We start from the raw sequence: 14,030 nt of genomic DNA, 5'->3' as shown, positions 1-14,030 counted from the left end.
CACTTTTTCTCCGCCCTTAGCATTCTTCTGCAAACTTAGAGGAACCGTCCCCGAAATCCCGAGTACCCGGAGCCGGACCCAGGCCAGCACGTACCCTTTAGCCAATCCCCCGCACATTTCATATTGACATTCCCCACCCCCATTCTATATAATAGACATAAATAATACGAATACCACATATGAAAGGGGGTTATACTCCTGCGGTCCCACCCGGACGGCAGTATTTTTATGGAACAGCACCTGTCACAATACAAAATCTTCTACGAAGTAGCCCGCTGCGGCAACATCTCCCGCGCCGCCAAAGAACTCTACATCAGCCAGCCTGCCATCAGCAAAGCCATCAGCAAACTTGAAGAAAGCCTCGGCATCAAACTCTTCAGCCGAAACTCCCGCGGCGTCCAACTAACAAGAGAAGGCGCGATCCTCTTCCAGCATGTGAACACCGCCTTCGACTCCATCGGCCGCGGCGAACGCGAACTGAAGCGGATCCATGATTTCCATATCGGGAACTTGAAGATCGGTGTCAGCAACACCCTGTGCAAATACGTCCTTCTCCCCTACTTAAAAGGATTCATCGGAAAATACCCGCACGTAAACATCGCCATCGAGAGCCAGTCCACCTACCAGACCCTCGACATGCTGGATGCCAGAAAGATCGATATCGGACTCGTGGCGGAACCAAAAAGCAAAAAAGGCCTCCACTTCCAGCCGGTAATGGAAATCAGCGATGCATTCGTCTGTACTCCGGCCTATCTGGAAAACCTCCATCTGAGAGAGGGCAATGACACCGATATTTTTAAAACCGGAAATATCATGCTCTTAAACCGCTCCAATATGAGCCGGAAACATGTGGACGCCTACCTGGCTGACAACCAGATCGAGATCAACCAGATCCTGGAGACCACCGACATGGAACTCCTCATCGAATTCTCCCGGATCGGACTCGGAATCGGCTGCGTCATCAAAGATTTCGTCGAGGATGACCTGAAAAACGGTACACTCATTGAGATCCCGTTAGATATCCCGATCCCGAAACGCGTCATCGGCTTCTGCTGCCATCCTCAGGATATGCCGGATACCCTGAGAGAATTCATGGATTTCTCCCGGACATTCCACAAAGCATGATCTGACAATCGCGGGCATTTTTAATACCGATCTTCCCAGAATTGGCAAACAAACAATATAAGTACGAATCGCCCGCAAAAAAGAGCCGGGAACTGAATTCCGATCAATTACAAAATCCAGTTCCCGGCTCTTTTTAGTTTCTCATTTGTAACTGTTCAGTACCTTCACAGTTACATGCAAAAATCCATTCCAAATCAGCTACGCCGATGGATTTTTGCCTTTTTGCCTAGGTTTTCTTACGGTCAGCGCAGCAAGTGCGCAGACCTACTGAACAGTTACTCTCATTTTTCTTATGTACGCTCAACCACTCCTCCAGGCGCAGTCTCCGCACGCGTTTTTACAAACCAAATCCCTAATTCTGGTCCTTATACCCAGTCACCTCATAAAACTTCTCAAGACTTCCATACTTAAACACCATCTTAAGCTCACTTCCGATGCTGTTCATCATCGTCTCATCCGGGATCTCGTCGCGGTGGTACCATCCCGCCTCAGAGAGTTCATCCTCCTGAAGCTTGATCTTATCCGGTCCGTCTAACTCCGCAAAAAATCCGATCATCTCCGTGTCAGAGAATGCCCATGGCTGGCTCTTATAATAGCGGATGTTCTTGACCTTCAGTCCGACCTCCTCCATGACCTCACGGTGGATCGTCTCCTCAAAGCTCTCCCCGATCTCCACGAAACCGGCGATCAGCGCGTATCCGCGGTACGGGTTGTTGTTCACGCGGTATCTGGACATTAAAAGTCTGTCCCCGTCGGAGATTGCAACGATGACAGCCGGAGAGATCTTCGGATACTCCGTCTGTCCGCACTCCGGGCACACTAACGCACGCTCAGTCTTGCTGTTCTCCATCAGATGACCACAGCATCCGCAGTACTTTCTGCTCTCTTTAAAGCGATGAATCTGTGTCGCCGTGATTCCCGCGAAAGCCTGATACATCGGATGCATCTTTCTGTACGCCGCTGTCGAACAGAGTTCATAGACATCGGCATCATATCTCGGCATCTTCGTCACATAGTAATAATGATTTCCATCGATGGCGAACAGATAATACGCGCTTTCTTTCAGCAGCTCTTTGTCCTCCGGGAAATCAGAAAACTTCGGAATCTCGTGATTTTCCTCGTCCACTTTTCTTAATAGTGTCTTACTCTTCTTTATATAAAGGACAAAGTCCTCATCCTGCGCCTTCGGCTGTCCGTAGGTCAGGTCAAATTTATGCGGGTTGATATTCTGGATCATTCCTATACTCCTTATTCGTTGACATAAGTTTCTGCCTCCCCGCAGCACCTCTCAGTTTCTGCTGCCGGACCGGTAAAACCTTAAAATTTTCACATCATTTCCATGATACGACGGGCATTCATTTTTGTCAATCCATCAAAACCTTCCGCTCTGCACAGTCCCTCAAAGAAACTCCGCCATATGTTTCCCTGTTTCGGTTGACGAACATGTTCATTTGCCTTATAATGCCATTCAGTGTCCCTTCACAAAGGGAGAATGTATGTTTATTTGTAACCGTGAAATTTCTTCACGGTTATCTATGTTTTACGAAAGGAGTTACCCAAATGGCAACAGAAAACAAAATGGGCGTCATGCCGCTAAACCGGCTTCTGATCTCCATGTCCGTACCAATGATGGTCTCGATGCTCGTCCAGGCACTCTATAACATTGTGGACAGTATGTTCGTCGCGCAGTTAAGCGAGAATGCCCTGACCGCCGTATCCCTGGCGTTCCCGGCGCAGAACCTGATGATCGCCGTGGCGACCGGAACCGGCGTCGGTGTCAATGCTGCCCTCTCAAGAAATCTCGGCGAAAAGAACTTTGATCGCGCCAACAGGATCGCGGACCACGCGCTGTTCCTGGCGGCTATGAGCTACATCGTATTCGCGCTCTTCGGTCTCTTCTTTGCGAGACAGTTCTTCCGTCTCCAGACCGATATCGAGGAGATTGTGGATCTCGGAACTACTTATTTGAGAGTCTGCACGATCGCTTCCTTCGGACTCTTTATGGAGATCGCATGTGAGCGTCTCTTACAGTCTACCGGAAAAACGATTTACTCCATGTACACCCAGGGACTCGGCGCCATCATCAACATCGTCCTGGACCCGATCCTGATCTTCGGTTACTTCGGAGCACCGGCTCTCGGGATCGCCGGTGCCGCAGGCGCCACTGTTTTCGGACAGATCATCGCCTTCGGCCTCGGTTTTTACTTAAATAAGACGAAAAACCACGAGATCACGATCTCCCTCAGGAGCTTTAAGCCCAACGGTGAGATCATCCGCCACATTTACGCGGTGGGCGTTCCGTCCATCATCATGGCATCCATCGGAAGTATCATGACCTTTGGAATCAACAAGATCCTTATCGCTTTTTCTTCCACGGCGACAGCTGTATTCGGTGTCTACTTCAAGCTCCAGAGCTTCGTGTTCATGCCGGTCTTCGGTTTAAACAACGGAACCGTTCCGATCATCGCCTACAACTACGGTGCCGGAAAACCGGACCGAATTATGGGAACCATAAAGCTGGCCGCTGTGTACGCTACAACGATCATGCTGTGCGGCTTCGCTGTCTTCCAGCTCATGCCGGATAAGCTTTTAATGATCTTCAGCGCCTCCGATACGATGCTCTCCATCGGCATTCCGGCACTCCGGATCATCTCCATCAGCTTCCTGTTTGCGGGCTGCTCCATCGTCTGTACTTCCCTGTTCCAGGCACTTGGACATGGAATGCTGAGTTTATGGATCTCCGTGTTCCGTCAGCTTGTCGTTCTTCTGCCGGTGGCATTTATCTTCGCAAGGATCGGTGGTCTTCACACCGTGTGGTTTGCCTTCCCGATCGCCGAAGCTTTCGCGATCATCTTCAGCGGTGTGTGCCTTGTCCATGTGTACCGTAAGGAGATCATTCCGTTGAAAGCACAGCAGGGAAAATAGTTTTTTAATTAAAGAATCGAATTTTTCAGACATGTAGGCTTACGTCCTGACAGGTCGTTTTTCCCGGTTATTTCCGTGTATGAAACGGCTTTGCCAGACTTAAGTTTACATGCCTTTTTGTTATTACCTCTTTTCCGAAGTTCAAAATCATTCCTCGTCTTTTCGCATTCTCCGATGATCTGCATTTCTGTCCGTCAGCATTTTCTTATAAAATTTTTTCAAAAAATATGTGATTTTAACCTTTTAGTTCAAGACAAACCGCGAATTTTATAGTATGATATAGCTACTTACAAAACAGAGGTTCTAAGTCTCATATACCGGCGACAAGGATCCGTCGTCCGTTTCCCTATGAAAATTAATGAATACGTAACTATTCAGTACCTTCATAGCTACGTGCAAAAATCCATTCCAGATCAGCTTCGCTGATGGGATTTTTGCCTTCCAGCCTATGTTTTCTTACGGTCAGTGCAGCAAGTGCGCAGACCTACTGAACAGTTACAAGAATACTTAACATTACCCGCTGTCAGAAACATTTTTTAATGGCCGACAGCTGACATCAGTCTGCCCTGATTGGAAATTTGGAGGATGATGTATGAAAGAATTATCGAAAACGCTGACCGGAAAAAAGATCCGGGATGAAATGTTAAAAAGAAAGATGACAGTCCGCGATCTCCAGGATGCACTGGAACTGGACAGTCCCCAGTCGATCTATAAGTGGCTTCGCGGGGAATCGCTCCCCTCTCTTCCGAATATGCTGGTCCTCGGTGAGCTGTTCAAGGTTCCGTTGGAAAGGCTTCTGGTCCATGAGGACGGAAGTGTCGCTTACCACCGTATCTTCGATGACAGCCTTCCTTACGAGATTGCCTATCTGGTCCAGGACAAAGATGACTTTTCCGCAAAAAGGCGGCATGTGGCACGGGCAGATACCTTCGCGGGAACCTGTTACTCAGGAATCTTTAATCTGCCTCAGGAGTGTCCTCACTCAAAAGCTCCTCATAACTGACATTTAAGACTTTTGCGAAGTATCTCAGTTCAATATCGGTCACAAACCTCTTTCCGCTCTCAATCCTCTGGATCGCGTTCTTATCAAGGTCCAGACCGAGAAGCTGAAGCATATCCGCCAGTCGTTTCTGTGAAACATCGTTCATCCTGCTGCGAAGTTCACGGATCTTGATCCCGCAGATATTGTTCCTGCCGGATATTGACTTGTTTTTGTACATATAATAACACTCCTTGTTTGGCATTCACTAATTGTCACTCCAAACAATATATGTTATTATTGAAACAGTCATGACATTCACTGGATGTCACAAGAAGATTTTATTGGTATGCATTATCAAACCAAAATAATATGATCCTGCTGCCGCACCACAGGAGCAGATCTCTTAAATATACAACTTTTCAAAGGAGGATTTATTTATGGAAATCACAAAAGAATTAAAACAGGATCTCTCCGAGCTGGAATCTGCGTGCAGCAGTTTTCTCGGAAAATATGAATCACAGCTCACGGACGCACTGAATAAGACGAAAATGTCCGCTGAGGACAGCTTGAAAATAGACCTGATGTTAGAACTTGTCACCCACCTCTCCTCCGCGCAGTTCGTCTCTTCCTACATGCAGAAGAATATCGTGAAGGAAGGAATTCTGCTCCAGGATGCGGCCGGAAACTTCACGCTCGGCGGCGATCCTCTTCCGACGATGAGCGATATCGAAGTGTATGTCCACGATGATGAATTAAACCAGGACGTCTGGAAGCGTGTATTTATCGGCGGCGGAACCGAAAAGCGGATCTGCGGTCTGCGCCATCCGGATCTCACTTCCGGAGTCCATGCAAGAATCCGCGGTTAGTTTTTCCCAGGAAAAGTCCATAAAAAAGATCCGCCAGCATACCGTACGAAACTATCTTCGGTATCCTGACAGATCTTTTTTCTTTATTTCGTAACTGTTCAGCGCCTTCTCCCTGTATCTCATACAGTCAACGCGGCAAGTGCGCAGACCTACAGAACAGTTACTTTATTTCTTACTTATTTGTCTTTTTCTCCTCATACTCCTTCAGCGCCCGCAGTGCCTCCCCTGACAGCGGAAACAGCACTATCAGGTTAAACACCGTCATAAGACCAACGCCCACGTCTCCGAGATCCCACACCACCGTGTACGCCTGCAGTCCGCCGACGAACAGCATGATCAAAGCAAAGATCTTGTAGAGTGTCTGATAAATCCAACGATTTCCGAACAGATACGCAACGTTGGATCTAGCGTAGAACAGGATACCGAGAAACGTTGAGAAGCTGAATAACGCCAGCGTCACCGCGATAAATACCACACCGAACTCACCCATATAGTAGCTCATGACTTTCTGTAAAAGATCCATTCCCGCAAGCCCCGTCGTCAGTTCTTCCGGGACGAGCAGCATGATCATCGCCGTGCAGCTGCAGATCACGATGGTGTCGATAAATACGCCAAGCGCCTGCACGAGGCCGACCTTTACCGGATCGCTCTCATCCGCCGCAGCCGCCGCGCATGGTGCGGAACCGGAACCAGCCTCATTGGAGAACAGGCCGCGCTTCACGCCGTTCATGAGCACCGCGCCAAAGCCGCCCGCCGCGATCTGGCGGAGTCCGAAGGCTTCCGCAAAGATCCTCGCAAACACGCCAGGAACGCTGCTCAAATGTGTCGCGATGATAAACAGGGTGATCACAAAATAGCAGCCCGCCATAATCGGGACGATCACATCAAGGGCGCGGACCGTAGCGTTCTTTCTCATAACGATCACCGCAGAGATCACGACGAGGACTACCGTCGTCACGAGCGGCGAAATTCCGAAGGCATTCTCAAACGCCGACGCCACAGAGTTGCTGATGACCTGGCTGATTCCGCCCCAGCAGATCAGACCAGACAGCGCAAACAGGACCGCGATCACGGAACATTTCAGTTTCTTCTTTCTCACCCTCTCCGCATAGCTGTGGATATAGTAAGCCGGACCACCGTGGTAACCGCCGTAGAGCGGGTCCTTTTCCTTATAAAGCTGCGCTAAAGCCGCCTCCACAAACGCTGTGGAGGCCCCAAGCGCCGCCGACAGCCACATCCAGAACACAGCACCGGCACCGCCTGCCGAGATCGCCGCAACGACTCCCACGAGGTTTCCCATTCCCACGCGGGTCGCTGTGGATACAAACAAAGTCTGGATCGGCGACAGGCCGCCTTCCTCCTGTTTCTTTCCGTTCAAAGCCCGGATCATGTCCGGAAACAGGCGGATCGGAAGAAATCTTGTCCGAATCGTAAAATAGACTCCCGTCGGGATCAAAAGCAAAACAAGAAGCGGGATCCCGATCCCATTTCCATTCCCCAGCGGAATCGTAAACAGGTCTCCCCATAAGAAGCGGTACACCGCTTCGACAACTGCTGTTACCATAAGTAAATTTTCTCCTTTTCGATATAACATGACAGACAGGCACCCGCTCCCCCAAAGCGTACATTTCAAGCTTCAATACTAAAACGCGCCAGTCTGTTAAATTGGCATGTACAAGTTTTTATTATACACGTTTATAATGTGTGCTGTCAAATAATCCTTATGAATAGCTCGTATGTGGGAATGAATTATCAGTTATATTAGCGAGCTTCTCAAGTTATTGCGGCAGTCTCCAAGGTCTCATTCAATCATGGACTTTGGCTCGTTGCTCGCGTAAATAAAAAAGGACACCTCTTTGGTATCCTTTTTCATCTTTCTAAATGCAGTTTAAATTCATGCTGGCCCAAAGAAAACTACGCGTTCTCCTGCTGCTCCGCTTTCTTCGGCGGCATCACACAGAGATCCTTCACGACCTCCCCCGCCAGGATCAGTCCCGCAACAGACGGAACAAACGCGATACTTCCAGGAATTGCGCGGCGCTCGGTGCATTTATGCTTTGCGCCCGGCGGGCAGATACAGTTTTTCCGGCAGCTGATGCTCATGTCTTCCTGCTGCTCTACCGGCGGCTCTGTGGAATAAACCACCTTTAATTTCTTCACTCCGCGCTTCTTTAACTCGCGGCGCATGACCTTCGCAAGCGGACACATGCTGGTCTTATAGATATCTGCCACATGGAACTGTGTCGGGTCCAGCTTGTTTCCTGCCCCCATGCTGCTGATGACCGGAATCTCACAGCTGATGGCTCTCATGATGATCTCAAGCTTTGCTGTCACGGTGTCCACAGCATCCACCACATAGGAATACTCCGTGAAATCAAATTCGTCGGCGTTTTCCGGAAGGTAAAAGCACTTTCTGACCTCCACCTGAGCGTCCGGGTTGATTTCCAGGATCCGGTCACGCATGACCTCCGCCTTGTACTGTCCGATGGTCTTTCTCGTCGCGATGATCTGTCGGTTGATGTTCGTGAGGCAGACCTTATCGTCATCCACCAGCACAAAAGAGCCGACTCCGCTTCTCGCCAGCGCTTCAGCCACATATCCGCCGACTCCGCCTATGCCAAAGATCGCCACCTTTGCCTTCGCGAGACGGTCCATATTTTCCGCTCCTAAAAGGAGCTGTGTTCTCGAGAACTGATTTAACATATCTAACTCCAATCCTGTCTGTACTTCAATTGACCAGATACCATTATACCCACTAGTTTGATATGTGTAAAGAGAGTGCTTCATTATTTCGCGATTTCACCACTCGATCAGTTACTGACATTGCACGTGTACCGTACCCTCGATCACTCTGTTGTTAGACTTACGGCAACGGATACGCCCCGCACTCCACAATATTCCGATAGGACACCGGATCCGTATCACCTTCCGTGTTGATCAGCAGGATCACGGAATCCGCTCCAAGTCCCAGCGCCTTTCTCGCAGCCTCAAGTTCCGGGCGTTCCAACAGCATCAGTACAGCTCCCATAGTCGATGCCCCGGATTCGCCGGATACGATCACCGGATCATCCCCCGCCGGCTTTGCGTATGCCCGCATGGCATGGGCAGCCGCATAGTCTTTACAGGTAACGTAAGCCGCAGGAACCGATTTTAACACTGGCCAGATAGATTTACACGGTGTTCCGCAGTTTAATCCCGCCATGATGGTCTCCGGCGCTCCGTCCACCGAGCAAAGTTCCCCCGCTTCCCCGGATCTGAAAATACAATCCGCCACGTCCGGTTCCACGATCATGATCTTCGGTGCCTTCTCCCCGTAATGGTTTACAAGATATCCCGCGACAGCCCCCGCCATGGAGCCGACGCCTGCCTGCAAAAACACATGGGTCGGAATCTCTCCCGCTGCCTCGGTCTGCTCCGCCGCCTCCGACGCCATGGTAAGATACCCGTCCATAATCCAGCCTGGGATCTCCTCATATCCGTCCCAGGAAGTATCCTGGATCAGAAACCATCCGTGCTCCTCACTCATCTTCTTCGCGTATTTTACCGTATCATCGTAATTCCAGTCTGTGACTGTCACCTCCGCCGGACCAGCCTGCCGTACAGCCTCCTCACGGGCCTTTACGGTGCCTTTCGGCATATAGACGTAAGCATGTGCCCCAAAGAGCCCGGAAGCCCAGGAAACGCCCTTTCCGTGGTTTCCATCCGTCGCCGTCACAAACGTGTACTTCGCAGTCTTTTCCCGCACATCCGCTTTCTGAAATTCCGAAAAATCCACCTTTCCTGGATCAAGCCCCAGCTCCCGGCACAGGATCCGAAACATCGCATACGTTCCGCCCAGTCCCTTAAACGCCTTCATCCCGAACCGCTCCGCCTCGTTCTTCACAAAGATTCCTTTTACACCAAGCTTGCCGCCAAGCCCCCGCAGTTGCACCAGAGGTGTCCGGTTATACGCCGGAATACTCTCATGAAATCTCCTCGTCTCCTTCGCCTTTCCCTCAGAAAACGCCGAAAGATCCACCTGATCCACTTCCGGTACATTCATCAAAACTTTTGTTCCGCATTCCTCTTCTAATTTCTTTGCCATAAGAATCCCCTTTCCACGATCTTTCAATTATAAAATTATAACATACGTGCCATAAATTCGCAGTAAAAATCCGGATATTAAAAAGGAAGACCCTTCACGAATCTCTCCACAAAAGGTCTTCCTCCTATACTTTTTCACACATCACAATCGGCTTACGCCTCTTCGATCGCCTTACCAATATCATGTCTCATATACTTATTCTCAAATGATATCCATTCCGTAGCCTCATAAGCCTTCTTTCTGGCTTCCTTCAGATCTTTTCCGGTGGCGGTCACACCGAGGACACGGCCGCCGTTGGTGACGATCTGACCGTTTTCGTTGAATTTTGTGCCGGAGTGGAAGACATAGTAATCGTCTTTTCCCTTGAACTTCTCAAGTCCCTCGATCGGGAATCCTTTTTTATACTCTACCGGGTAGCCGTCGGACGCTAAGATCACACATACTGTCGCGCGGTCATTGTCGAACTTTAAGTCGACCTGATCGAGCGTTCCGTCGATACATGCCTCGAAGACGTCCACAATATCGTTTTCCAGTCTTGGGAGAACGACCTGCGCCTCCGGGTCGCCGAATCTCGCGTTGTACTCCAGGACCTTCGGGCCGTCCGGGGTCAGCATGAGACCGAAGAAGATAACTCCCTTGAACGGTCTTCCCTCTGCCTTCATGGCGTCAACGGTCGGCTGGTAGATATATTTCTTACAGAACTCGTCGACTTCCTTCGTGTAGAACGGGCTCGGAGAGAAGTTGCCCATACCGCCGGTATTTAAGCCCTGGTCGCCGTCCTTCGCACGCTTGTGATCCTGGGCGGAGCTCATGATCTTCACAATATTTCCGTCCACGAAGGACAGTACGGATACCTCACGGCCTGTCATAAACTCCTCGATGACGATCTCATCACCCGCGGAGCCGAACTTCTTATCCATCATCAGGGTCTTAACGCCCTCTTTTGCCTCTTCCAATGTCTGGCAGATCAGAACGCCCTTTCCAAGCGCAAGACCGTCTGCCTTCAGTACGATCGGCATCTTTGCGGTCTCAAGATACTCCAGCGCCTTTTCCGGGTCTGTAAATGTCTCATAAGCCGCTGTCGGGATATTGTACTTCTTCATAAGGTCCTTGGAGAATGCCTTGGAACCCTCGAGGATCGCCGCGTTCTTTCTCGGTCCGAATACACGGAGTCCCTCTTTCTCGAAGACATCAACGATTCCGCCTACAAGCGGATCGTCCATACCGATCACGGTAAGATCGATCTCTTTTTCTTTCGCGAAAGCAACTAATTTATCAAATTCCATGGCACCGATCGGCACGCACTCCGCTACTTCAGAAATACCTGCATTGCCCGGTGCACAGTAGATCTTATCGACCTTCTTGCTCTGTGCGACCTTCCATGCGATCGCATGCTCTCTTCCGCCGCTGCCAACGATTAAAACCTTCATTCGTTTTTCCTCCTGCTTATCAGTGAAGCCGTTCCTGTATACGCCCCGCGCAGCCAGGAACGGCTGTCTTCTATCCTGTATTAGATCTCTCCGTTTGCGATCATGTCGATGGCCTTCGGCAGGATCTTCCACTCTGCCTGTTCCATGACGCGGCGCTGAAGGACCTCCGGCGTGTCACCTTTTTCCACTTCAACAGCCTTCTGTAAGATGATCGGACCGGAATCCATTCCCTCGTCCACAAAATGTACCGTCGCACCGGTGATCTTTACACCTCTCCGAAGAGCAGCCTCATGGACCTTCAATCCGTAGAAGCCGACACCGCAGAAGGACGGAATCAAAGACGGGTGGATATTGATGATCTTATCTCTGTATTTTTCGATCATGGCTGCCGGGATCTTCACGAGATATCCTGCCAGCACGATGAGGTCCAGCTCATAGGAATCGATTTTAGCAACCAGTGCCTCATTGAACTCCTCCCTGGACGCAAAATCCTTCGGGGAAAGACACTCAGCCGGAATCCCATGCTTTTTCGCGCGCTCCAAAGCAAACGCGCCTGCGTTGTTGCTGATGACGACCTCTACCTTCGCATTGCGGATCGTTCCCGCGTCGATGGCATCCAAGATCGCCTGAAGATTCGTTCCTCCGCCGGAAACAAGAACGCCGACTCTTAACATAAGGTCACTCCCTTTTCTCCTGCCTCGATGGATCCGATGATGTACGGGATATCTCCTGCTGCCTTCATGGCTGCCATCGTTGTGCGGACATCTTCCTCAGCGACTGCAGCGACCATGCCGATTCCCATGTTGAAGGTATTGTACATGATCTTCTCATCGATCTCGCCCTTTTTCTGCATCAGCGGGAAGATCGGCGGGATCTGGTAGCTGTCTTTATGAATCACAGCGCGGACGCCATCCTTTAACATACGCGGAACATTCTCGTAGAAGCCGCCGCCTGTGATATGGCTGCATGCCTTTACGGTAACGCCTGCTTTTTTCACGTTCTTTAAAGCTTTCACATAGATTCTTGTCGGAGCGAGAAGTGTCTCACCAAGAGTCTTCCCAAGCTCGTCGTAATATGTATTTAAGCCCTCCGCAGTCATCTCTTTCTCAAATACCCTGCGGACAAGAGAGAAACCGTTGGAGTGAACGCCTGTGGAAGCCATTCCGATCAGCACATCACCCGGCTGAAGATTCTCGCCTGTGATCATATCCTTTTTATCGCAGACGCCAACGGAGAAACCTGCAAGGTCATACTCATCCTCTGCCATAAGACCCGGATGCTCTGCGGTCTCACCGCCGATCAGGGCAGCTTCAGACTGGAGACAGCCTTCCGCAACACCTTTTACGATATCCGCGATCTTTTCCGGATAGTTCTTGCCGCATGCAATATAGTCTAAGAAGAATAACGGCTCACCGCCTGCACACGCGATATCGTTGACACACATGGCAACTGCGTCGATACCGATGGTGTCATGCTTGTCCATGATCATCGCAAGTTTCACCTTTGTTCCACATCCGTCAGTACCGGAAAGAAGGACCGGCTCCTCCATATCTTTGATCTTTGCGAGGGAGAATGCACCGGAAAATCCGCCAAGACCTCCTAAAACTTCCTCACGCATGGTCTTCTTAACATGCTCTTTCATCAGTTCTACAGACTTGTAACCAGCCTCGATATCAACTCCGGCTTTCTTGTAATCCATATGTATTTCCTCCTGGAGAATCTTATGTTCTCGGACATTCTCTGTGCATTCTGCATGTTGCATGCGCAATCATGTCCCGATTTCTATATTTTTTATGCTTATATGAGTTTACACTGTGTCTTCATCAGACCCTGCTGGAAACACAATGCCCGGCAGCTACTCACCTTTCTGTCTGCGGGAACTCTGTTTTTAATATCTCTGTTACTTGTCATTTTTTCATGGAAGCAAGATACTCTTTGTATCCGATCTTGTCGAGCTTCTCAGCCTTGCTCTCAACTTCCGTCTTCATCTTCTCGGAATAAGCTTTTAATTTTTCAAGGAGTTCCGGATCGGATGCCGCAAGGATCTTTGCCGCAAGGATTCCGGCGTTCTTTCCTCCGTTGATAGCTACGGTCGCTACCGGGATTCCGGACGGCATCTGTACGATAGAATAGAGGGAATCCACGCCGCCTAAGTCAGAAGTCTTCATCGGGATTCCGATGACCGGAAGCGGGAAGATCGCTGCGCACATACCCGGAAGGTGAGCTGCCTTGCCTGCACCGGCGATAATGACCTTCATGCCTTTGCTCTCGGCGCTCTTCGCGTACTCGAAAAATGTATCCGGCTCTCTGTGAGCGGAAATGATCGTCATTTCAAAATCAATACCAAACTGTTCCAGTACCTCGGCAGCCTGTGCCATGATCGGCATATCAGAGTCACTGCCCATTACAATTCCAACTTTTGCCATTGTTTTTTCTCCTTATGAGTGTAACGATTATTGATAAGTCATTCTAATAAATAGCTTTTTAGTAACAATATTTCCTTATCAATCATAATACAAGGTTTTTTTATGCGCGTCAAGTAGGAATCCGTAGATTCTGCCAACTTCATGCAGTGATGTGATACTGCAAAATATAATATTCTTCCCATCCATCGGTCT

General features: G+C 49.7%; 13 protein-coding genes. 4 read left to right on the top strand and 9 right to left on the bottom strand.

Features of this window, described 5'->3' with window-relative positions; all coding sequences use genetic code 11:
- Positions 1–228: 228 nt before the first annotated feature.
- On the top strand, positions 229–1,125 hold the full coding sequence (locus DWY93_RS07535) for a LysR family transcriptional regulator (protein WP_117472118.1): 897 nt from the start codon (positions 229–231) through the stop codon (positions 1,123–1,125).
- A 352-nt stretch (positions 1,126–1,477) separates the two neighbouring features.
- Here DWY93_RS07535 and nudC read toward each other — a convergent pair whose 3' ends face one another.
- On the bottom strand, positions 1,478–2,362 hold the full coding sequence (gene nudC, locus DWY93_RS07530; protein ID WP_117472116.1) for an NAD(+) diphosphatase: 885 nt from the start codon (positions 2,360–2,362) through the stop codon (positions 1,478–1,480).
- 323 nt (positions 2,363–2,685) lie between these two features.
- Here nudC and DWY93_RS07525 point away from each other — a divergent pair, with 323 nt between their 5' ends.
- Positions 2,686–4,050, top strand: a complete 1,365-nt coding sequence (locus DWY93_RS07525; protein WP_117472114.1) for an MATE family efflux transporter — start codon at positions 2,686–2,688, stop codon at positions 4,048–4,050.
- Between the two features lie 592 nt (positions 4,051–4,642).
- The gene (locus tag DWY93_RS07520; protein ID WP_117470705.1) at positions 4,643–5,053 is read left to right on the top strand and encodes a helix-turn-helix transcriptional regulator; all 411 of its coding nucleotides are present in this window, start codon (positions 4,643–4,645) and stop codon (positions 5,051–5,053) included.
- On the opposite strand, the gene DWY93_RS07515 is transcribed toward DWY93_RS07520, so the two are convergent.
- Entirely contained in the window at positions 5,007–5,270 is a 264-nt protein-coding gene (locus DWY93_RS07515) for a helix-turn-helix transcriptional regulator (RefSeq protein WP_015553524.1), read from the bottom strand. The two genes, DWY93_RS07520 and DWY93_RS07515, sit on opposite strands and share 47 nt — an antisense overlap.
- Before the next feature lie 199 nt (positions 5,271–5,469).
- Between DWY93_RS07515 and DWY93_RS07510 the strand changes: the two genes are divergently transcribed.
- A complete protein-coding gene (locus DWY93_RS07510; RefSeq protein WP_117470706.1) occupies positions 5,470–5,898 on the top strand; it encodes a hypothetical protein in 429 nt (142 codons plus the stop codon).
- Between the two features lie 172 nt (positions 5,899–6,070).
- Here DWY93_RS07510 and DWY93_RS07505 read toward each other — a convergent pair whose 3' ends face one another.
- The 7 genes from DWY93_RS07505 to purE all read right to left on the bottom strand — a co-directional run bounded on the left by DWY93_RS07505 (position 6,071) and on the right by purE (position 13,838).
- Positions 6,071–7,462 (bottom strand): alanine/glycine:cation symporter family protein, encoded by a 1,392-nt coding sequence (locus DWY93_RS07505; protein ID WP_117470707.1) that lies wholly within the window; start codon positions 7,460–7,462, stop codon positions 6,071–6,073.
- A gap of 350 nt (positions 7,463–7,812) precedes the next feature.
- Complete coding sequence (locus DWY93_RS07500) at positions 7,813–8,601, bottom strand: tRNA threonylcarbamoyladenosine dehydratase (RefSeq protein WP_015553535.1); 789 nt, start codon at positions 8,599–8,601, stop codon at positions 7,813–7,815.
- Positions 8,602–8,761: 160 nt separating this feature from the next.
- A complete protein-coding gene (locus DWY93_RS07495; RefSeq protein WP_117472112.1) occupies positions 8,762–9,982 on the bottom strand; it encodes a diaminopropionate ammonia-lyase in 1,221 nt (406 codons plus the stop codon).
- 152 nt (positions 9,983–10,134) lie between these two features.
- Entirely contained in the window at positions 10,135–11,412 is a 1,278-nt protein-coding gene (gene purD / locus DWY93_RS07490) for a phosphoribosylamine--glycine ligase (protein ID WP_015553537.1), read from the bottom strand.
- Between the two features lie 80 nt (positions 11,413–11,492).
- Entirely contained in the window at positions 11,493–12,086 is a 594-nt protein-coding gene (gene purN, locus DWY93_RS07485) for a phosphoribosylglycinamide formyltransferase (protein WP_015553538.1), read from the bottom strand.
- Positions 12,080–13,111 carry a phosphoribosylformylglycinamidine cyclo-ligase gene (purM, locus tag DWY93_RS07480; RefSeq protein WP_117472110.1) on the bottom strand — a complete coding sequence of 344 codons (1,032 nt, stop codon included), beginning with the start codon at positions 13,109–13,111 and terminating at the stop codon, positions 12,080–12,082. Before purM ends, purN begins: the two co-directional genes overlap by 7 nt.
- 208 nt (positions 13,112–13,319) lie before the next feature.
- Positions 13,320–13,838: a 5-(carboxyamino)imidazole ribonucleotide mutase gene (gene purE / locus DWY93_RS07475; RefSeq protein WP_015553540.1), complete on the bottom strand. Its 519-nt coding sequence runs from the start codon at positions 13,836–13,838 to the stop codon at positions 13,320–13,322.
- Positions 13,839–14,030 lie beyond the last annotated feature (192 nt).

This window comes from Clostridium sp. AF28-12 (assembly GCF_003435225.1).
Classification (GTDB): domain Bacteria; phylum Bacillota; class Clostridia; order Lachnospirales; family Lachnospiraceae; genus Pilosibacter; species Pilosibacter fragilis.
Note: the sequence above shows the minus strand (reverse complement) of the source record. Positions and strands in the feature narration are given on the sequence as shown.